Below are 20,244 nucleotides of genomic sequence, written 5' to 3' on the forward strand. Positions count from 1 at the left end.
GCCGCGACAACCATCGACGCCTGCAAGCCAGGGCGATACGTCAGATGACATTGAGCTCACGCAGCGGACGGTTCTCCGCGATGCGCGCATAGCCGAACACGGAAAGATCGAGCGTCGTGTAGCGCCCATGCACGATCAGCTCAGCAGCCGCGCGTCCGGCCGCAGGCGCATGCTGCAAACCGTGGCCCGAAAATCCGTTGACGAATATCATATTCGCAACCTCGGGATGCGGCCCGATCACAGCATTCTGGTCGAGCGTGTTGTAGTCGTAGTGGCCCGCCCACGCGCGCTCCATCTTGATCGCCTCCATCGCCGGAATGCGATGCGCAAGCGTCGGCCATATAACCTCTTCGAACAGCGCATAGTCGACGTCGAAATTTTCGGCGCGCGGATCGCTTTCGGGCGGGACGCCGCAGATGAAGACTTGACCCTCCGGGCGCAGCCAGAGCCCGCTGGTGTCGACGATCAGGGGCATATTCGGCAACGCTTCACGGCACGCGAAAACGAAAACGCATCGCTTGCGCGGTTCGACCGGCAATACGAGATCCGCCAGTGCCGCAACGTCTCCGGCTTGCGGGCCGGCTGCATTCAACAGCGTCCCGCATGCGATCCGTCGCCCATCCGCGAGCCGAACCGCAGTGATCCGCGCGCCCTCGCGTTCAATTGCTGTCACATCGCCGTGGATGTAGTCAGCGCCGCGCTGGCGTGCGCCGCTGCGCAGCAGCATCAGCAATGCGTGCGCATCGAACCAGCCTTCGCCCGAAACGCCGAACGCTCCGAGCGCAATGTCCTCGGTGTTGAGCCAGGGGAAGCGTGCGCGGATGGCGTCGGGCGCAAGCAGCGCAATGTCGGCACCTTCGGATGTCTGCGTCTTGTGATTGGCCTGTAGCGTCTCGACACCTGCGTCGCTCGCCAGCAACAGATAGCCGTGTTCGCGAAACGCAATATCGGCGTCATCCCCAAAGCGATCTTTCAGCGCGTCGAAAAACGCGCGGCCGAACGCGCTCATGCGAATGTTTTCGGGGGTCGAGAATTGCTGCCGTATCGAAGCAGCCGATAGTGTCGTCGCCGCGTGCGCGTAGGTCGGATCGCGTTCGATCACCGCGACAGTGCCCCGAAATCCGTTCTCGAAAAGCAAGTAGGCGGTCGCCGAGCCAAGCGCGGCGCCGCCTACGATCACTACGTCATACGATTGGGTCGGCACGCGCACTCCTCCGGCGCGCTGTTCGCGCGCATCAAGCGCTCGCAAACTGCCTCAAGCCGAACTCAGCGGCAACGCCGCACGTTGACCCACTTGCCCTTGCGCTTGACCTTCACGACGCGACAACCGCGCGGCGGAAGTCCACCGTAATAGCGTGGCTGTGCCTGCGGATAGCGGTACGCCGGCTGGTCGTAATAGTCGTCCTCGTAGTAGCCGCTGCCGTAGTACGGATACGCGCCGCCGTAATACCCGTAACCCGGATAGGCGCCCCATCCGCCGTAGAAACCACCGCCGTAGTAAGGCCGGCGCCATCCGCCGGGGCGTCCAGCCCAGCCGCCACCTGGCCGGCCTGCCCATCCGCCGCCTGGACGAACGCCGGCTCCGCCGCCGAAGCTCGGCCTTGCCATGCCGCCGCCGGTGAACCCGCCACCACGCATGCCGCCGCCCGTGAAGCCGCCGCCCCGCATGCCGCCGCCCATCGAGCCGCCGCCGCGTGCACCGCCGCCGCCTGGGCCACCGCGTTGTGCTTCGGCGGCTGGGATCGCGAGCGAAATTCCAACAGCCGCGACTGCTACCGCAGCGAGAACTTTCATCATGACGATTGAACTCCTATCGGGGCGCCCCACGGGCGCAAAAGTGCATAGTCACCCAACGCACAACATGGCGTTTGGTCGCGCGGAAAACATCACAAGCGATTGATTTTCGACTCTAATCGTTCCAGCGGCAGTGCAACTGCTGGCGCCCGTCCGGCAAATTGACCGGTCGGCATCGACCAGGCGGTGACCGGTAATAGACCGTGTTTCGACCGGTAGGTCCTGGCGCGTTATAAGACCGCGCGCCGTATTGCGGCAGGCCGCCGCCCGCATACGACGGATAGCCGTCGTAGCGCCAAGCCGTCGACGTGCCGTAATATGTATTCCCATCGTAGCCCGAGACCGGGCCCGGGAAATAGCCGCCGTAGTAGCCGCGATAGTATCCACGGTGGTTCCGGTAGCGGCGGCCCTGCGCCGACACTTCGCTGCCGTTGCGCACGCCCGGTTTGAGCGGCTCGGCATGCACCACAGGTGCAGCAAGAACAGTCAGCAACGACAACATCAAAACGCGACGCATTCTTAAAAAGCCTCGATCGATCTCGATTCCGCGCGACTCTGGCACACCGCCGGATGAGGCGCTATCAAGGAAACGTGACCCTGGAGAAATTGTAATGTCGATCCGCCCGCGCCGCAGTGTCCTCTACATGCCGGGCAGCAATGCGCGCGCCATCGAGAAGGCAAAGACGCTCGACTGCGACGGCATCGTGATCGATCTCGAAGATGCGGTAGCACCCGATGCGAAAAAGACCGCGCGCGAGCAAGCGATTGCGGCCGTCACCGGCGGCGGCTTCGGCGGACGCGAACTGTTCATCCGCGTCAACGGTATCGAGACGCAATGGGGCTTCGACGATCTGACCGCAGCGGTGAAAGCCGCGCCGGACGGGATCGTGCTGCCGAAAGTTGGTAGCGCCGAGTTGCTCGAGAAGATCGGCACGCGCTTGCTCGACATGGGCGCGGACAGAAAGATCCGCATCTGGGCGATGATCGAAACGCCGATCGCGATTTTGCGTATCGGCGAAATCGCGTCGGCCGCAAAAGATTCCGAGACGCGGCTCGCCGGCTTCATTCTCGGCACCAACGATCTCGTCAAAGAGTCATACGGGCGCATTGTGAAAGGCCGCGGACCATTGTTGCCGTGGATCGCGCAGACCGTCGCGGCTGCGCGCGCCTTCAACATTCAGGTGCTCGACGGCGTCTATAACGATATCGCGGACACGGACGGCTTGCGTGCCGAATGCGAGCAGGGCCGGGACTTCGGCTTCGACGGCAAGACGTTGATTCATCCTTCGCAGATCGAGACCTGCAACGCGGTCTATTCGCCTGCCCCGAATGAAGTCGCCGAAGCGCGGAAGACCATTGCGGCCTTCGACCTGCCGGAGAACAAGGACAAGGGTGTCATCCGCATCGAAGGCAAGATGGTCGAACGTATGCATGCCGATATGGCGCGCCGCATGGTGTCGATCGCTGACGCGATCTCGTCGCGCAACCCGTAAAGAAAAACCCGGGCTCTCGCCCGGGTTTCGGTAGTCATTTCAAGTCGCGGCTCTTTCAGGCCGCTTGTGTACGCACCTGGAATTGTGCGGCCTGCGTCTCGGCGTTGTCGACCGAGATGTCGTCGCGATACGTCTCCGGCCCCATCCACACGGCGTAAGCCGTGCAGAGACCGAGGAAGATCGCGTAGATCGCGACCGGCCACGACGAGCCGGATGCCCACGAGACCATCGCGGTTGCGAGCGCCGGCGCCGGGCCGCCGGCGAGCAGCGAGCCGAGCTCACGCGCGAACGCGAAGCCCGAGAAACGCCGGGCCGGTCCGAACAGCTCGGAAAAGTATGACGCCTGCACGCCGAACATCATGCCGACTGCCATCTGCGCCAACCAGAACGCCGCGATCGATGCCGCGAAAGACTTCGATTCGAGGAGCCAGAAGAACGGGAAGGCGATGAGGCAGCCGAACAAAGCGCCCGCGATGTAGACCGGGCGTCGGCCGATACGGTCGGACAAAGACGCGAAGAGGATGCAGCACGAGATCTGAATCACGTAACTGGTCATCAGCACGAATAACGACTGATCCTTCGGGAAGCCGAGCGTATTGACCGCGTAGCTGAGCCCGAAGACCGGGAACAGATAGCCGAAGCCATTCTCGGCGAGGCGAGCACCGAGCACGACGAAAAAGTTGCGCGGCTGCTTCATTACCGACTCGATGATCGGATTTTTCGACTTCTGCTCCGGCTGCTTGGCGATGTTCTCGAACACCGGCGTCTCGTCGATGCGGAAGCGGACGTAGAGACCGAACGCGATGATCACGATGCTGGCGAGGAACGGCAGACGCCAACCCCAGCTCATGAATTGCTCTTGCGGCAGCTGCGACACGAGCCAGAACGCGCCCGAGGCCATCATCATGCCGAGGCCGACGCCGGCCGGTGCGAACGAGCACCAGAAACCGCGCTTATCTTTCGGCGCGTATTCGGCGAGCATGATCACGGCGCCTGTGTATTCGGCACCCGCACCGAAGCCTTGCACCAGCCGCATCGCGACGAGAAGGATCGGCGCCCAGATGCCGATCTGTTCGTAAGTCGGTAAGAGCCCGATGATCACGGTGCCGACGCCGACCAGCATCAGCGTGATGAGCAGCACCGGTTTGCGGCCGATGCGGTCACCGAGATAGCCGAAGAACAATCCGCCGAACGGGCGCGCGATGAAGCCGACGCCGAACGTCGCAAGCGCGATCAGCGTGCCTTTGCCGCCGAAGTCGGCGAAGAAGAGTTTGCCGAATACGAGTCCGGCTGCCGTTGCGTAGATGAAGAAGTCGTACCATTCGAGCGCCGAGCCGACGCACGATGCGACGATGACTTTGCGCGGATGCTTTTCCGCCGTACCAGCTGCCATGAGGATCCTCCCCAGGATCGTTGTTGTTCTTTATGTGCAGCCAGCGCCGCCCCGGGCGCCGGCAGTATTTGCGCTTTCGTTGCCGGAACGAAGCGTGGCAGTCCGCGCGATTACGCCGCGCGGTCGGATTTGGAGTCGGTCTTCGCGAAGGCACTGACGGCGCCCGCGCTCTTCTGCGTCTTGAAGATCGACGACGCATCCGGAGCCGGCGGCAGTGGCAACAGAACCGGCACATCCTTCAGGCGCGGACGCATCGTCTGCTCGCCGAAGATCATGCGGCTTTGTACCGTGTCGTAAACCTGCTGCTGGTTCATGTTGAGAAACGCACCCGCGCCGCCAGCGAGCGGCCACGCATCGGCCGCGCACATTTCGTAGAAGCAGATCAGGCGCGCGCGGTTCGACATATTCGGCGCCGAGCCGTGCAGCGTGCGGCAGTGATGCACCGTCATCGAGCCGGCTTTGCCGGTCAGCGTGACGATCTTGTCCTTTTCGAACAATGGATCGCTCGGATCGATCGCGCCGGCGAACACGCCGTTGACGAAGTGGCTGAGCACCGGACCCTTGTGCGTGCCCGGGACGGCGAGCAGCGGACCATTCTCTTCCTCGACGTCTTCGAGCATGAGGCCGATCGCCAGCACGTCGTCGTTGGTGTGTGGGTAGAAAGCCCAGTCCTGATGCCACTCGACGGCGGCACCGCCGCCCGGTGCTTTCGTGTTGAGCTTCGACGTCTGCAGGCGGACCGACGGGCCGAGCAGCGACTCGAGCACGCCGCGGAATTTCGTCGATTTCAGCACATCCCAGAACGCCGGCATCTGCATATGCGGCTGCTTGATGCGCGTGAGCTTCGGACTGTCTTTGGTGTGGCCATCGTCCAGATCGAAAATGTCGTCGCTTTTGGACACGGCGCGCGACTTGTCGATCATTTCGTAGGTCAGGCGACGCAGCTCTTCCAGCTCTTTGCCGGTCACCACGTCCTCGACAAGGATATAGCCGTCGTCGTGATAGGATTTAATCTGAGCTTCAGTAAGCATTTTTTCCTCCTGCATCACCGCTGTGTTTTTATAAGCGTCAGATGATGGCTGATTGCGTAAACATGATTACGATAACATTATTCCAAGTCAAGCCTCATGGTTGATTTGCACACCCAGAGGTTGTGTTTTTTGCGAAAATTGTCCAAAGCCAGCGGCCGATTGCACGGACATATTTGCGAAAACCTATAATCCTCCCCAAGCTGGATACAGTGATTAAACCTCAGCCCAAAGCCGAACGCCGCCTCCGCATGAACGACGTCGCCGAGCGCGCCGGCGTGTCCCAGATGACGGTGTCTCGTGCGCTTCGTACGCCCGATCTTGTCGCGCCGGCAACGCGCGCGCGCGTCGAAGCCGCGATGGCCGAACTCGATTACGTGCCGGATCTGCTCGCCGGCAGTCTCGCGGCGCGGCGCAGCGGTTTGATCGCCGCCGTCATCTCGACATTCGAGAACGCGATTTTCGCGCAGACGATCGCGGGCCTCACCGCATGCGTCGAAGCCGCCGGCTTTTCGATCCTGCTCGGCTCGTCCGATTATTCGGCGACCGACGAAGAGCGTTTACTACGCGCAATTCTCGGACGCCGCCCGGACGGCGTCGTACTGACCGGAACGTTGCACACACCGCGTGCGCGCCGCTTGCTGACGACGGCCGGCGTTCCCGTGGTCGAGACGTGGGAGCTTCCGGCCGATCCCGTCGATATGGCGGTCGGCTTCGACAATCCCGCGGCGGGCCGCGCGATGACGCTCGCGCTGCATTCTTACGGCTATCGCCGCATCGGCTTCATCAGTCCGAGCGACGAGAACGATCGTCGCGGCTTGCAGCGCCGCGAGGGCTATCGCGCCGCCGTCAAGGAGCTCAGGATCGAGCCGCGCGAAGTCTCTGCGCATGCGGTGATCACCGGCATGGAGAGCGGGCCGCAGCTGCTCGACGAGATGCTGAAGCGTTTTCCTGACACCGACGCGATCTTCTGCTCGCTCGATGCAATCGCGGCGGGCGTGTTGCTGGCCGCGCAACGGCGCGGCATCAAGACGCCGAGCGAGCTGGCGATCTCGGGCTTCGGCGATTTCGCCATCGCGCAGCCGAGTGGGCTCGATCTCACAACCGTGCATATCGGCGGCCGCGATATCGGTACGCGCGCCGGCGAACTCCTTCTCGCCCGCATGCGCGACGAAGAGGTTCCGACGCCGATAGTGGATATCGGTTACGAAATTATCCGCCGCACGTCGGCGTGATTACGCCGCGAGTTCGCGCATCGGCGTTATGAGATCGGTCTTGCCTTCGAAGCCAATGCCCGGAAGCTCCGGCATCACGATGTGGCCGTTCTCGACACGGACCGAATCCGGAAAGCCGCCATACGGTTGGAAAATATCCGGATAGCTCTCATTGCCGCCGAGGCCGAGACCTGCCGCGATATTCAGCGACATCTGATGTCCGCCATGCGGGATGCAGCGCGCGCGCGACCAGCCGCACTGCTCGATGACATCGAGCGTGCGCAGATATTCAACGAGCCCGTATGACAGCGCGCAGTCGAACTGCAGCCAGTCGCGATCCGGCCGCATGCCGCCGTAGCGCAAGAGGTTGCGCGCATCCTGATGCGAAAACAGGTTCTCACCGGTCGCCATCGGACCCGGATAGAATTCCGCGAGCGAGGCCTGCAGTGCGTAATCCAGCGGATCTCCGGCTTCCTCGTACCAGAATAGCGGATACTGCCGCAGCATCTTCGCGTAGTCGATTGCGGTCTCGAGATCGAAGCGGCCGTTCGCGTCGACGGCGAGCTGCGCGTCCTTGCCGATCTCTTTGAGCACTTCCTCGATACGGCGCGCATCGTCCTGCACCGACGAGCCGCCGATCTTCATCTTCACGACGTTGTAGCCGCGATCGAGGTAGCCGCGCATCTCGGCGCGCAGCGCGTTGTCGTCCTTGCCCGGATAGTAATAGCCGCCGGCTGCGTAGACGAAGACGCGGGGATTGGCTTCGCGGCCGCCGCGCTCGGCGAGGAGGCGGAAGAGCGGCTTGCCGGCGATCTTCGCGGTGGCGTCCCAGATCGCCATGTCGAGCGTGCCGACCGCGACCGAACGCTCGCCGTGTCCGCCCGGCTTTTCGTTCGTCATCATCGCGGCCCAGATCTTGTGCGGGTCGAGATTATCGTTGGCCTCGTCGATGAAGCTCTTCGGATCGGCTTCGAGAATGCGATTGCGGAAGCGCTCGCGGATGAGACCGCCTTGGCCGTAGCGGCCGTTGGAATTGAAGCCGTAGCCGATGACGCGTTTGCCATTTCGCTCGACGTCGGTGACGACGGCAACGAGACTTGCGGTCATTTTCGAGAAGTCGATGTAGGCGTTGCGGATCGGAGACGAGATCGGCTTGGTGACTTCGCAAACATCGACAATACGCATCGTCAGTCCTTATTATTCTTGCAGTGCTGAACGGATTTACTCGGCGGCTTGGGCTTGCTCCGAGAGGTTGTCAAGCGATTGAACGATGTGACCGGCGAGCGCATCCGTGAGTGCGGATGAGCCGTGCGGATTGCGCACGAGACCCACGCGGCACGGCGGCAGATCCGGCAAACCCTCCGCGCTGGTGAGCACGCGCATGCCGGGACGCAAACCCGACTCCGGCAGCACCGTGATGGCGAGACCTGCAAGCACGGCCGCGCTCAAGGCGCCGGCGTTCTGCGAGCTGTAGAGAAGGCGATAATTGCGATTGGCTTGGTCGAGCCGATCGATTGCAGCGACGCGCCACGCGCAGCTTGCGCGGCCGAGCGCGAGCGGGATGTGCTCCTCGGCATGCGCCGAGTGGCGTGACGAGCCGACCCAGTAGAGACGCTCTTGGCGGAACGTCTCGGCACCGGGGCTCGATTTGGTCGCGGTCACGATCGCGAGATCGATCTCGTCGCGTTCAATGAGCTTCATGAGCTCGCTCGACGGCTCGCAGATGACGCTGAGTTCGACGCCCGGATAGGCGCGCGAGAACCGCGCCATGATCTCCGGCAGATAGCGATCCGCATAATCGTCCGGCACGCCGAGGCGAACACGGCCCGAGAGGTCCTCGTCACCGAAAGCAGCCAGCGCTTCGACATTCAGCTTCACGATGCGGCGTGCGTAGTCGAGCAGGCGCTCGCCGTCCTCGGTGAGCTTCGAGGCGCGGCCGTCGCGTTCGAAGATCGGCTTGGCGATGCGCTCCTCGAGGCGCTTCATCTGCATCGAGACGGCGCTTTGCGTCTTGTGCACGAGATCGGCGGCCCGGGTGAAGCTGCCGGTTTCCGCAATGGCGATGAAAGTGCGCAGGTGGTCGACGTCGAGCAGGGCGGTCATCAAACCCTCCAAAGGCTCCGGGACCATGTGTATCCCGATACATCACGAATTCAGATTGATCGGATGAAAAACATTCGTTGTACTTATCAGTACCGGTCCGGCATGTAAAGGCAGCCCGGTAGCGCTGACGCCTACCGGAGATTGAGACGGCCCCGCGTGGAGGGTGGTGGACGTCGAGGCCGGGCAGGTGCCCGTCTTGAGCTTGATGGAGAAGACCGATGACGATCAATACTGTGCAATTGCCGACTTATCCCGCCGCCGCTGGCATCACCCGCCTCGCCGCTTCCATTTTCGCACACGTCGTCGACGTCTTCACGGCCTTCAAAAACCGCCGCGCCCTCAGTGAGTTGAGCAATCTCGACGAGCGCATGCTGCGCGATATCGGCCTCACCCGGGGGGATCTTCGCGACGCTATCTCGGAGCCGCTCTGGCGCGACCCGACCGCAATTCTGGTGAGCCGCGCCGGCGAACGCCGCGTGACCCGCAACCCGTTCTCGGCCGTGCCGGCAAGCTTCGTTGACTCGCCGTCGCTGGTTCCGACCGCAGGTGCGGGCGCGCGTCTCTACGTCGCCAGCCGATAAGTTCTCCCGAGATCCGGCATCCCCCTGCCGCTCTCGGACCGAAGCCCGGTTCTCCCAGCCGAGCTTCTATCGCCCGCCGGTTCCCTCCCGGCGGGCGTTTTTTATGCGCGAAGCCAGTCGAATGGGATGTCGAGCGCGTCAGCCAATTTTCGGATCGTTTCCTCGGTGCCGTTGCGATGCCGCTGCTCCAGCGCGGAAAGATAACCCTGCGCGATGCCGACTTTTTCGCTCAGCTCTTCCTGTGTCAGCCCGCGCCATTTGCGGATCGCGCGCAGCACTGCACCGCGCTCGCGCGTGATGAGCAACGACAGATCGGCAGGCAGCTTCGCGGCGCGTCCGGCTTCAAGGTCGAGCTTTGCCGCATCGTAAGCCGCCACGTCCGCTGCATCTTCCGCTGCCTCGGCAGCAAGTGATGCGAGTGCGTCGAACTGCGCCTTCGGGAGGACGACCATCTCGTCTCCATTTGGCGCCCGGATGATCTGCACGTTTGCGAGGGTCATTTCAGTTCCTGCGATACGTCGTCGTCTCGCGCTTGCCGATGTAGATCGCGAGAATGGTTGCTTGGTCTTCGTCAAAGATCACACGATAGCTGCCGATACGAAGCCGATAGCCCGATCGGCCTGACAGCGCTTTGACATCGCCATGGCCGCTGACCGCGTATCGTTCGATGCCTTCCGTGACACGCTCCTGCGCTTCATCCGGCAATGCGCCGAGCTGTCTGACAGCAATGTCGGTGTAGACGATCGTCTTCATAGCAATAATATCACTAAAGGCAGAAATAATTCAAGCAACAGAGTAATATTCTAAAGCGCGCTGGCCGCGATGTTCACCAGCAGCGCGATGATCGCCGTGTTGAAGAAGAACGAGACGACGCCGTGCGCCGTCGCGGTGCGGCGGACATGCGGCTTGGTGATCTGCACGTCGGAAACCTGCGCGGTCATCCCGATCACCAGCGAGAAATACAGAAAGTCCCAGTGATCCGGGTTCTTGTCACCCGGGAAATCAAGCCCGCCCTGATGCGTCCCGGCATCGCCGTAATATTGATGCGCGTAATGCTGGGCGAAGATCAGGTGAATGAACCACCAGGACAAGAGGATCGTCGCGATGGCGAGCGACATATGCCAGACCCGCGTCTCGGCGACCGCTTTCGCGATCCCAAGCTCGATCACGATCGCACCGAGACTGGCGAGCGCCGACAAAGCACAAAGGAACACGATGAAGGCCGCGCCTTCGTCGTCGGCAGCCGCGCGCGCCTTGAGCCGTTTGAGATCGCAGCGCCAGAATGTGAGGGCGGTCAGCGCCATATAGAGCGCGATCATGACGGCCCAGCCGGTCAGCACGCGCGTCGACAATCCCCAGGCGCCCGGCAAGGCCAAGCCGGTCGCGGACCCGATCAGGCATGTGACGATCAGCCGCCCGTGCAAACGCACGCCGCGCAGAATCGCATTACCTTCCTCGTCGGCCATTGCGGCATTGAAGCCGAAAATGCCGCAGGCTCAAGCCCCTGGCTTGCGGAAACTTCCTGTTCGCGCACCTGTTATGCTGCAATAGGGGACGATGCGGTTTTCATCCGGGACATCGCGTGTGCTGCGCTGGGCGATCGGGGTCATCCTGTTTGTCCTGCTGCTGCCCTATGTCCTGACTTTGGCCTATGCGGTGGTGACGCCGGTCTCGACGCCGATGCTGTGGCGCTATCTGACGCTGCAGCGCGTTACGCGGACTTACGTGCCGATGAGCGAGATCAGCTCCGCTCTGCCGCAGTCGGTCATCGCGGCCGAAGACGCGAATTTCTGCAAGCACAACGGCATCGATTGGAGCGGACTGCGTGCCGCGATCGACGACGCCGATTCGCTCAACGAAGCGCGCGGCGGCTCGACGGTCACGCAGCAGCTCGCCAAGAACCTGTTCCTCTGGAACGGCCGTAGTTTCGTCCGCAAGGGACTGGAGTTCCCGCTCGCGCTTTGGATCGACCTCGTCCTATCCAAGCGCCGCATCATGGAGCTCTATCTCAATGTCGCCGAATGGGGGCCGAACGGCGAATTCGGCGCGGATGCGGGAGCCCGCTATGCCTTCGGCAAATCGCCACGCGATATTTCGGGAAGAGAGGCCGCATTGATGGCGGCGATCTTGCCGAATCCGGTCCGGCGAAGCGCCCGAAAGCCCGGCGGCGGGGTGCAGCGACTCGCCGGGCTTTATCAAGGACGAGCGCGTAACGCCGAGGCGCGCTGCCTAAGTGTTAAAAGCCGTTAAGCTCTCGTAGCCACGGAAGAAATTTCTCCCACGTCCGGAACCGCGCACAGCGAGCCGCGTTGAATTCTTGGACCAACGAGGGGGAAATGTTCGATGGGCCTGCGCGACATCCGCCGCGATTACCTGACCAAGCCGATCTTTTCGTGGGCGGCTCGGATCATGCCGTCGATCTCGCCGACCGAGCGGGACGCAATCGATGCCGGCACGGTGTGGTTCGATGGTGAGTTATTTTCGGGCGCGCCGGACTGGAAGAAATTCATCGATACGCCGCCCTCTCGACTGACCGACGAGGAGCAGGCCTTCCTCGACGGTCCCGCCCGCAAGCTCTGCGCGATGATCGACGATTGGAAGATCGCCTTCGAGGATCGCGATCTTCCGCCCGCCGTTTGGGACTTCATGCGCCGCGAGAAATTCTTCGGCATGATCATTCCGAAGGAATACGGCGGGCTCGGCTTTTCCAACACGATGCATTCCGAAGTTGTCCGCTTGATCTCGTCCGCGAGCGTCGTCGCGGGTGTCACCGTCATGGTGCCGAACTCGCTCGGACCGGGCGAACTGTTGATGCATTTCGGCACCGACGCCCAGCGTCAGTATTGGCTGCCGCGCCTTGCGGCCGGCGACGAGATTCCGTGCTTCGGCCTGACATCCTCCGACGCAGGCTCCGATGCGGCGTCGATGAGTGATACCGGCGTCGTCGAACAAGGCATGCATGAGGGCAAGGAAGTCCTCGGCCTCCGCCTCAACTTCGCAAAGCGCTACATCACGCTCGGCCCGGTCGCGACCGTAATGGGTCTCGCTTTCAAGATGCAGGATCCGCAGAACTTGCTGGGCCGCGGCGATGACATCGGCATCACGGTGGCGTTGCTGCCGACCTCGACGCCCGGCGTCAGCCACGGCGAGCGGCACATTCCGCAGATGACGTTCTTCCAGAACGGACCGCTCTACGGCAAGAACGTATTCATCCCGCTCGACTGGGTGCTTGGCGGCGAAGAGCAGATCGGCCAGGGCTGGAAGATGTTGATGACCGCGCTCGCGGCCGGCCGCAGCATTTCGCTGCCGTCGCAGTCAGCTGCCGGCGCTGCTTTTTGCGCTCGCGCGACCGGCGCCTATGCGCGCATTCGCGAGCAGTTCGGGATTCCGATTGGCCAATTCGAAGGCATTCGCGGCCCGCTCGCCGAACTCGCATCGAACGCCTACACGATCGACGCGGCGCGGCGCGTGACCGTGGCGGCGCTCGACCGCAATCAGAAGCCGTCCGTCATCTCGGCGATCATGAAGCTGCACGCGACTGAACGCATGCGCCGCTCCGTCGAACTTGCGATGGATGTGCATGGCGGCAAGGCCATCATCGACGGTCCGAAGAATTACATCGGCGCGCAGCATCGCTCGGCGCCGATCGGAATCACGGTCGAGGGCGCGAATATTCTGACGCGCAATCTGATGGTGTTCGGACAAGGCGCGATCCGCTCGCATCCGCACATGCTCGACGAGTTGCTCGCGCTCTCTGAAGAGGACAAAGCGAAGGGCCTCGATGGTTTCGATCGCGCCTTCTGGTCGCATGTCGGTCATGCGATCAAAAATACGTGGCGCTCGTTCACGGGCGGTTGGTTCGGCTTGGCAGCCGCACCCGCGGGCGCAGCTATGCCGGCGCATTGGCGGAGCCTCTCCCGTTATTCCGCCGCTTTCGCGTTGCTGAGCGATCTGTCGCTCTTGACGCTCGGCGGTGCACTGAAGCGCAAGGAGATGCTGTCCGCGCGCCTCGGTGACATCTTGGCCGAGCTTTACCTGCTCGCCGCGACGCTGAAGCGCTTCGAGGATGACGGCTGCCCCGAAGAGGATCGCCCAATCGTCGACTATGCGATGGCGCGCGGCCTAGGCCGCATCGGTGAAGCATTCACGGGCGTGCTGCGCAACCTGCCGGCGCGCTGGGCCGCCGTTTTGATGCGTATCGTCGCGTTCCCGTTTGGTGTCGCGCATCCGGCGCCGAGCGATGCGCTGGCGAACGAAGTCGCCGAAATCCTTCTAGCTCCGTCCGAACAGCGCGACCGCCTGACGCCCGATCTCTATTGGGGCGAGGGCCGGAAGGGCCATCCGCTCGCCGAGCTCGAGGATGCGTTCTGGCAACGGACCGCATGCGCACCGATCGAGAAGAAGATGCGCGACGCGAAGTTGCGCGATGCCGAAACGGCGATGCGCAACGGCATCATCACGCGCGACGAGGCCAATCGGCTGCGGTGGGCGAAGGCGGCAGTGGCGCGTGTGATTGCCGTCGATGCGTTCCCGGCCGAAGCGCTGTCGCGCATGCCCGAAAAGCCCGACCACCTGCACCGTATCGCGGCCGAGTAGCTGCGTAGCGGCGATCAAGCGCGCGGGTGAGCGCTCTCGTAGATTTTCAGCAGATGATCCGAGTCGATCTCGGTGTAGATCTGTGTCGTCGACAGCGACGCATGGCCGAGCAGCTCTTGGATCGAGCGCAGGTCGCCGCCCCGTGATAGAAGGTGCGTCGCGAAGGAGTGGCGCAGCGCATGTGGCGTTGCCGAATCCGGCAGTCCGAGAGCGCCGCGCAAGCGCTCCATCGTCAGCTGAATGATGCGCGGCGATAACGGGCCGCCCCGCGCGCCGCGAAACAGCAGTTCGTTCGGCCCGAGCGGATACGGGCAAAGTGCCGCATACTCGGCGACGAGATCGACGACCTGCGACAGCACCGGCGTCATGCGCGGCTTGTTGCCTTTGCCGATCACCGTGATCGCATCGCCTTTTCCGGGCGTTGGAAATTCGCTGCGCCGGATCGACAACGCTTCGGAAATACGCAAACCCGCGCCATAGAGCAGGGCCATCACGGCGGCGTCCCGTGCGAGCACCCAAGGCTCGCGCGTCTCGCCGGCACGGATATCGACGTCCGCCAGTTGTTTGGCCGCGCCGGCGGCCAGCGGCTTCGGCAAGGTCTTGCCGATCTTCGGCGCGCGCACGGCGGCGAGCGCTCCGACTTTTCCCTTGCCGCTCTTTTCGAGATAGCGCGCGAACGAACGCGTTCCGGCCAGCGACCGCATGAGGGATCGGCTGCCGATGCCCTCGCTGCGGCGCGACGCCATGAAGGCGCGCACGTCGGCGGGTTTGATCTTTTCCAAAATGCCCAGCGAGACGCTTCCGCCGACATGCTCGGCCAGGAAGCTCAGAAACTGCAGCGCGTCGCGCCGGTACGCTTCGACCGTCTTCGGCGACATCCGCCGCTCGTGTTCGAGCTCGGACAGCCAGCCGACAAGCTCGCGTGTCGTATCTGTTGCCGCGAATGGAAGATCCGGAAGTGTATCGGTCATCGCAATTGGTATGGCAGCGATTCGTGTAGCGCAGGTTATCAACTGCACTGGCTGCAGGGAGTGAAATCCGGCATATCGGTTCGTCATGGCCCGGCTTGTCCGGGCCATCCATGTCTTGCTTCTCGGAATTGCAACGAAGAAAGACGTGGATGGCCCGCATGAAGCGGGCCATGACGAAGGCTGAAGCTTTTATGAGTCGGATCGGCAAAGCTGGCAGCCTTCTCGACGACGGCCAAAGCGAGACTGAATGACCGCCAAACGCATTGTCGACGTCCTTGTGCCGGTGGCGCTCGACCATCCGTATTCCTACGGTGTCCCGCGCGGCATGACGGTCGAGACCGGCCAGGTCGTCCGCGTGCCGCTCGGGCCGCGCGAATCGACCGGGGTCGTTTGGGGCGAAGGCGAGTGGAAGCCTGGCCTCCATAACCGTCTAAAGGACATCACCGACATCGTGCCGGTGCCGCCGCTCACTGACGAGCTGCGCGGCTTCGTCGATTGGCTCTCGAACTACACGCTCAGCCCGCGCGGCATGGTGCTGCGCATGGCGCTGCGAATGAACGAGCATCTCGGCCCCGAGCGTGAACGTGTCGGCATTCGCCTCGCGGGGCCTAAGCCGCAACGCATGACGCCGGCGCGCGGCCGCGTGCTGCGGCTCCTCGAAGACGGCTTTGTCAGGCCGAAAGGCGAGGCCGCGCGGGAGGCAGGTGTATCTCCGAGTGTCATTGACGGCTTGGTCGATGATGGCGCGCTCGAAGCCGTCGCGCTCAAACCCGAGCCGATCGCCGAGACGCCGGACCCGACCTACGACGTGCCGACATTAACGGCTGCGCAAGAGAAAGCCGCCGGAGCGCTGCGCGAAGCCGTCAAAGCCGAGACATTCGCCGTCACGCTGCTCGACGGCGTCACCGGCTCGGGCAAGACCGACGTCTATTTCGAAGCGGTGGCGCAGGCCGTACGCGCCGGGCGCCAGACGCTGATCCTGATGCCCGAAATCGCGCTGACCAACGCGTTTCTCGACCGCTTCGCGGCACGCTTCGGCGTGCGTCCGGCCGAATGGCATAGCCAAGTTGCGCCGCGCCGCCGTGCGCGCACCTGGGCCGGAATAGCGTCGGGAGAGATCCCGGTCGTCGTCGGCGCGCGCTCCGCGCTGTTTCTCCCTTTCGTCAATCCGGGCCTCATCATCGTCGATGAGGAGCACGACGCGGTCTACAAGCAGGAAGACGGCGTTCACTACCACGCGCGCGATATGGCCGTAGTGCGCGCCCGCATCGCGAATGTGCCGATCATCCTGTCGTCGGCGACGCCCTCGGTCGAGACCGAGGTCAACGCGCGCAAGAGCCGCTACACGCGGCTGTCTTTGCCCGAACGCTTCGGCGGCCAGCAGATGCCGCATATGGAAGCGATCGATCTCAAGCGCGAAGGCCCGATCCGCGGTCGCTATATCGCGCCGCGTCTCGCCGAAGCGGTCGGCATCGCGATCGAGCGCGGCGAGCAGGCGCTGCTGTTCCTCAACCGGCGCGGTTATGCGCCGCTGACATTGTGTCGCGGCTGCGGCCATCGCCTGCAATGCCCAAACTGCGACGCGTGGCTGGTCGAGCATCGTTTCCGCCGCCAGCTCTCGTGCCATCACTGCGGCTTCACGACATCGCCGCCGAAGAGCTGCCCGAAGTGCAATGCGGTGGATTCGTTCGTCGCGGTCGGCCCCGGCGTCGAGCGGCTGGAGGAGGAAGTTGCGTCGCTCTTTCCCAACGCGCGCGCGATGGTGCTCTCCAGCGACCTGATCGTCGGGGTCGAGCGAATGCAGCAGGAATTCGCCGAGATCGCCGAAGGCCGCGTCGATATCGTGGTCGGCACGCAGCTCGTCGCCAAGGGGCACCATTTCCCCAAGCTCAATCTCGTCGGCGTCGTCGATGCCGATATGGGGCTCGGGCAGGGCGACCCGCGTGCCGCCGAGCGGACGTTCCAGCTCCTGCACCAGGTGGCGGGCCGTGCGGGCCGCGAGACCGGGCAGGGCCATGGTTTCCTGCAGACGCATCAGCCGGAGCATCCGGTCATCCGCGCGCTGCTCTCGGGTGATCGCGAGGCCTTCTACGGCTCCGAGATCGCGAGCCGCGAGAAATTCGGCTATCCGCCGTTCGGCCGCCTGGCAAGCTTGGTCGTGACCGGCGCCGACAAGCACAAGACCGAGGCGCACGCGAAGAAGCTCGTCGCGCTGGCGCCGAGCGACCCGGCTGTGCGCATTCTCGGGCCTGCCGAAGCGCCATTGGCGCTCGTCCGTGGCCGCCACCGCTACCGCGTGCTGATCAAATCGCCGCGCGCGTTCGATTTGTCGGGCTATATGCGCGACTGGATCGCGCTGGCACCGAAAATGACCGGCGGCATCAAGCGCGAAGTCGACATCGATCCGCAGAGCTTTTTGTAGAGTCTCCGATCAGGGCAATGCGCCGGTAACTAAACGTGCCTCCGGCGCGTGAGTTGATGCGATGGCTCAGCTATAACGCGGCATGCGCGCAATTCTGCTCGGCCTCGCTCTCGCAACATTCGCCTCGGCCGCGAATGCCCAGGTTTATCCCGGCTGGCGCATCGTGCCGGTCGTGGGCGATCCCGGAGCGATCGAAACCAGCTTGCGCTGTATCGATGGCGAATGCGCCGCCGATACGCTGCAATGCGTCTACTTCCGCCGCACGGTCGAGAAAATGGGAGATGGCGCGCGCACCGAGTCGCTCGTCGGCCAAAACTTCACCTGGGGCCAATTCGAGTATTGGCTGGCACGCCGCTTCATGGATGAGCGAAGCGATCAGCCGATCGGGCTCGATACGATCTCCAACAGCCGTCGCGCCGAACAACCCGCGTTGAAGCAGGCGATGGGCAAAACTTACGTCTCCGTCGCCTACGCGACGACGGTCGGTGGTCAGGAGGCTGCGCTGCCGGTTGCGCTTTGGATCAGTGAGCGCGAAGTGCGCGGGTTGCGCTGCTCGTATCGTGTCACTGAGAACGACGACCCGCGCGCCAAAATCGCGCAGCTCCTCGAACTCGTCATCACGCAGTAGCGCGCGCAACGCGCGAAAGCGCGAGGGCGGCGCCGCCCGCTACGATCAACGCGCCGCCCGCGTAGGTCGCCGCCGTCGGGACTTCGCCGAAGAACACGAATCCGAACAGTGCCGCGAAGACGATCCACGTGTATTTCACAGGCGCGAGCAGGGCGATGTCGGTCAGCCGGAACGCCATGATGTTGCAGCTCTGGCCCGCGATCGCAAGCGGACCCAACATCAGAAACGCCGCGATGTAGGTCAGCGGGATCGGCCGCCACTCGATGAGACCGGGTACCGTCAAGATCAGCGAGCCGAACAGATTGACGTAAAACAGATATGCCATCGCGCTCTCTGAGCGCGCGAGACGCTTCATGATGAGGCTCTCGATGGCGAGAAAGAGCGCGCCTGCCAGCGCAACGCCGCTGGTGAACAGTGAGCCCTCGCTGAGATTCAGCCCGCGGCCGAACACGATGACGACCACGGCGCCTGCGAGACAGACGCCGGCAGCGAGCCATTGCCGCGCCGTCACGGTCTCCTTCAGCAGGAAGACCCCGAACAGCATGACGAACACGGCATCCATCAGGCCGATTGCAGTGGCGTTGGCGACCGGCATATGTGCGGCCGCGTAGATCGCCGCGATGCCGCCGCCGCTGCCCATTGCGGCGCGGAAGGCATGAAAATGCAGCTGACGTGTCTCGAGGGTCGCGACCGGCGTTCGCATCACCAGCATGACGACGACGACCGTGATGAAGCCGCCGGTGTAGCGCATCCACATGATCTGCGTTGCGGAAGCGGCGCCGTCCGAAAACTTGCCGGCCAGAAAGTAGAACGAGAATACGCCGACGCCGAGCAGCGCCCACACGATGCCCTTGAGATTCGACTGAGCGTCGTGATGCAGCGGCGGCGAGGTCATAGGAATCGGCCAACAAAAAACGCGCGCCGTTATGGCGCGCGTTTCTCGCAGAAGGAAAGAGCGATCAGGCGTCCGGCGTGAAATTCAACGCAACGCCGTTGATGCAGTAACGCTGATGCGTCGGCGGCGGGCCGTCCGGGAAGACGTGGCCGAGATGGCTGCCGCAGGTCGCGCAGTGCACCTCGGTGCGCACCATGCCGTGGCTGCGATCGGTGGTCGTCTCGACCGACCCGGATTCCGGATCGTTGAAGCTTGGCCAGCCGGTGCCGCTCTCGAATTTCGTCTTACCGCGGAACAGCGGCTGGTCGCAGCCGGCGCAGAAGAAGGTGCCGGGGCGCTTTTCGTAGTTGAGGGCGCAGCTGCCGGGGCGCTCGGTCCCGTGCTGGCGCATGACGGCATATTGCTCGGCGCTCAAACGCTGACGCCACTCGGCGTCCGTTCGGGTCACTGGATAGGTTCGGGTGTCCATAGTTCCTCCGCCGCTGGTGATCGAAGCGGGTGTTTGGTTGGCACTAATGTAGTCGGGAGTGTCGCGCTTTGCGAGGCGCTCGATAGGCTTACGGATCAGCCAGCCACGGCGTTACGTCAGGCTGTGATCTAATCAGAGCGCAACCAAAACGAGAAGTTGGACAACTGTTCAGTGTTTCCTAAGGGTGAAACTATGCTTTGGACGTACGTCGAAGAAATAACTTCCAGAACGCGCAAAAGTAGCGTAAGCGGTCTTACATAAGACGTTCACAACAGAACGAACTGCCGACCGTAGGTTTCGAGTTTTCGCGGTACCCGTAGGAAAGAGGCTCTATCCAAGAGAGCCGATCCACCGGAGCCGCAACAAGGAACCGCCCAGGACGCGCTGGAGCGGTACGGTGCAGAAAGTTCCGTCTAAGTGAACTTCCGCCCAGCACGATCGAAAGATCGTCTGAGTGGCTGCAAAGCTAGCCGGCGTAACAACAAGAAGAACAGAAAACCAAGAACAATGAGCCGGCCCCTTCAGCCGCGACTTCCGAAAGGAAGCTCGCGGCGATTTTTTTCTGGGGTCCGTTTTCGGCTTAGCATGCGACAAAGTGCGCCGGTCCGCGGACACCGCGACCGTTGAAAGCCGCGAACCAAGCGGCCCATCCTTCCG

The 20,244-nt window shown here is 63.1% G+C and carries 20 protein-coding genes; 7 read left to right on the plus strand and 13 right to left on the minus strand.

Translation table 11 applies throughout. The features are described 5' to 3' along the window. Positions 1 to 40: 40 nt before the first annotated feature. The 3 genes from GJW30_RS05770 to GJW30_RS05780 all read right to left on the minus strand — a co-directional run bounded on the left by GJW30_RS05770 (position 41) and on the right by GJW30_RS05780 (position 2,311). The gene (locus GJW30_RS05770) at positions 41 to 1,204 is read right to left on the minus strand and encodes an NAD(P)/FAD-dependent oxidoreductase (protein ID WP_096358677.1); all 1,164 of its coding nucleotides are present in this window, start codon (positions 1,202 to 1,204) and stop codon (positions 41 to 43) included. A 62-nt stretch (positions 1,205 to 1,266) separates the two neighbouring features. Next, positions 1,267 to 1,797: a hypothetical protein gene (locus GJW30_RS22895; protein WP_096352833.1), complete on the minus strand. Its 531-nt coding sequence runs from the start codon at positions 1,795 to 1,797 to the stop codon at positions 1,267 to 1,269. A 112-nt stretch (positions 1,798 to 1,909) separates the two neighbouring features. Next, on the minus strand, positions 1,910 to 2,311 hold the full coding sequence (locus GJW30_RS05780) for a hypothetical protein (RefSeq protein WP_096352835.1): 402 nt from the start codon (positions 2,309 to 2,311) through the stop codon (positions 1,910 to 1,912). A 94-nt stretch (positions 2,312 to 2,405) separates the two neighbouring features. Here GJW30_RS05780 and GJW30_RS05785 point away from each other — a divergent pair, with 94 nt between their 5' ends. Then, entirely contained in the window at positions 2,406 to 3,287 is an 882-nt protein-coding gene (locus GJW30_RS05785; protein WP_096352838.1) for an HpcH/HpaI aldolase/citrate lyase family protein, read from the plus strand. 55 nt (positions 3,288 to 3,342) lie between these two features. Here the strand turns inward: GJW30_RS05785 and GJW30_RS05790 are convergent, their stop codons facing one another. Both GJW30_RS05790 and GJW30_RS05795 read right to left on the minus strand, forming a co-directional pair. Then, positions 3,343 to 4,680 carry an MFS transporter gene (locus GJW30_RS05790; RefSeq protein ID WP_096352841.1) on the minus strand — a complete coding sequence of 446 codons (1,338 nt, stop codon included), beginning with the start codon at positions 4,678 to 4,680 and terminating at the stop codon, positions 3,343 to 3,345. Between the two features lie 110 nt (positions 4,681 to 4,790). Continuing rightward, positions 4,791 to 5,711 (minus strand): phytanoyl-CoA dioxygenase family protein, encoded by a 921-nt coding sequence (locus tag GJW30_RS05795; protein WP_096358678.1) that lies wholly within the window; start codon positions 5,709 to 5,711, stop codon positions 4,791 to 4,793. 248 nt (positions 5,712 to 5,959) lie between these two features. Here GJW30_RS05795 and GJW30_RS05800 point away from each other — a divergent pair, with 248 nt between their 5' ends. Beyond that, positions 5,960 to 6,943 (plus strand): LacI family DNA-binding transcriptional regulator, encoded by a 984-nt coding sequence (locus GJW30_RS05800; protein WP_130364765.1) that lies wholly within the window; start codon positions 5,960 to 5,962, stop codon positions 6,941 to 6,943. Here GJW30_RS05800 and GJW30_RS05805 read toward each other — a convergent pair whose 3' ends face one another. Next, a complete protein-coding gene (locus tag GJW30_RS05805; RefSeq protein ID WP_096352846.1) occupies positions 6,944 to 8,107 on the minus strand; it encodes a mandelate racemase/muconate lactonizing enzyme family protein in 1,164 nt (387 codons plus the stop codon). Between the two features lie 36 nt (positions 8,108 to 8,143). Further along, positions 8,144 to 9,025 (minus strand): LysR substrate-binding domain-containing protein, encoded by an 882-nt coding sequence (locus tag GJW30_RS05810; RefSeq protein ID WP_096358679.1) that lies wholly within the window; start codon positions 9,023 to 9,025, stop codon positions 8,144 to 8,146. A 218-nt stretch (positions 9,026 to 9,243) separates the two neighbouring features. Between GJW30_RS05810 and GJW30_RS05815 the strand changes: the two genes are divergently transcribed. Further along, entirely contained in the window at positions 9,244 to 9,606 is a 363-nt protein-coding gene (locus GJW30_RS05815) for a DUF1127 domain-containing protein (protein WP_096352849.1), read from the plus strand. Between the two features lie 101 nt (positions 9,607 to 9,707). Here GJW30_RS05815 and GJW30_RS05820 read toward each other — a convergent pair whose 3' ends face one another. From GJW30_RS05820 to GJW30_RS05830, 3 genes are read right to left on the minus strand one after another with little or no spacing between them, the layout of a single operon-like run. Beyond that, positions 9,708 to 10,106 (minus strand): helix-turn-helix domain-containing protein, encoded by a 399-nt coding sequence (locus GJW30_RS05820; RefSeq protein WP_096352852.1) that lies wholly within the window; start codon positions 10,104 to 10,106, stop codon positions 9,708 to 9,710. A gap of 1 nt (position 10,107) precedes the next feature. Beyond that, the gene (locus GJW30_RS05825) at positions 10,108 to 10,359 is read right to left on the minus strand and encodes a type II toxin-antitoxin system RelE family toxin (RefSeq protein ID WP_096352855.1); all 252 of its coding nucleotides are present in this window, start codon (positions 10,357 to 10,359) and stop codon (positions 10,108 to 10,110) included. Between the two features lie 50 nt (positions 10,360 to 10,409). Further along, positions 10,410 to 11,072 carry a DUF1345 domain-containing protein gene (locus tag GJW30_RS05830; RefSeq protein ID WP_096352858.1) on the minus strand — a complete coding sequence of 221 codons (663 nt, stop codon included), beginning with the start codon at positions 11,070 to 11,072 and terminating at the stop codon, positions 10,410 to 10,412. 91 nt (positions 11,073 to 11,163) lie between these two features. On the opposite strand from GJW30_RS05830, the gene mtgA reads away from it, so the two are divergent. Then, positions 11,164 to 11,856 carry a monofunctional biosynthetic peptidoglycan transglycosylase gene (mtgA, locus tag GJW30_RS05835; RefSeq protein ID WP_096352861.1) on the plus strand — a complete coding sequence of 231 codons (693 nt, stop codon included), beginning with the start codon at positions 11,164 to 11,166 and terminating at the stop codon, positions 11,854 to 11,856. Positions 11,857 to 11,949: 93 nt separating this feature from the next. Then, entirely contained in the window at positions 11,950 to 14,202 is a 2,253-nt protein-coding gene (locus GJW30_RS05840) for an acyl-CoA dehydrogenase (RefSeq protein WP_096352864.1), read from the plus strand. Positions 14,203 to 14,216: 14 nt separating this feature from the next. On the opposite strand, the gene GJW30_RS05845 is transcribed toward GJW30_RS05840, so the two are convergent. Next, positions 14,217 to 15,173 (minus strand): tyrosine recombinase XerC, encoded by a 957-nt coding sequence (locus tag GJW30_RS05845; protein WP_096352866.1) that lies wholly within the window; start codon positions 15,171 to 15,173, stop codon positions 14,217 to 14,219. Between the two features lie 247 nt (positions 15,174 to 15,420). On the opposite strand from GJW30_RS05845, the gene GJW30_RS05850 reads away from it, so the two are divergent. Beyond that, entirely contained in the window at positions 15,421 to 17,595 is a 2,175-nt protein-coding gene (locus GJW30_RS05850) for a primosomal protein N' (RefSeq protein ID WP_096352869.1), read from the plus strand. An 82-nt stretch (positions 17,596 to 17,677) separates the two neighbouring features. Further along, positions 17,678 to 18,223: a hypothetical protein gene (locus tag GJW30_RS05855; RefSeq protein WP_096352872.1), complete on the plus strand. Its 546-nt coding sequence runs from the start codon at positions 17,678 to 17,680 to the stop codon at positions 18,221 to 18,223. Here the strand turns inward: GJW30_RS05855 and GJW30_RS05860 are convergent. Next, positions 18,213 to 19,118 carry a DMT family transporter gene (locus GJW30_RS05860; RefSeq protein WP_096352875.1) on the minus strand — a complete coding sequence of 302 codons (906 nt, stop codon included), beginning with the start codon at positions 19,116 to 19,118 and terminating at the stop codon, positions 18,213 to 18,215. The two genes, GJW30_RS05855 and GJW30_RS05860, sit on opposite strands and share 11 nt — an antisense overlap. A 64-nt stretch (positions 19,119 to 19,182) precedes the next feature. Then, positions 19,183 to 19,587 carry a peptide-methionine (R)-S-oxide reductase MsrB gene (msrB, locus tag GJW30_RS05865; RefSeq protein WP_096352878.1) on the minus strand — a complete coding sequence of 135 codons (405 nt, stop codon included), beginning with the start codon at positions 19,585 to 19,587 and terminating at the stop codon, positions 19,183 to 19,185. Positions 19,588 to 20,244 lie beyond the last annotated feature (657 nt).

Source organism: Variibacter gotjawalensis (assembly GCF_002355335.1).
GTDB lineage: Bacteria > Pseudomonadota > Alphaproteobacteria > Rhizobiales > Xanthobacteraceae > Variibacter > Variibacter gotjawalensis.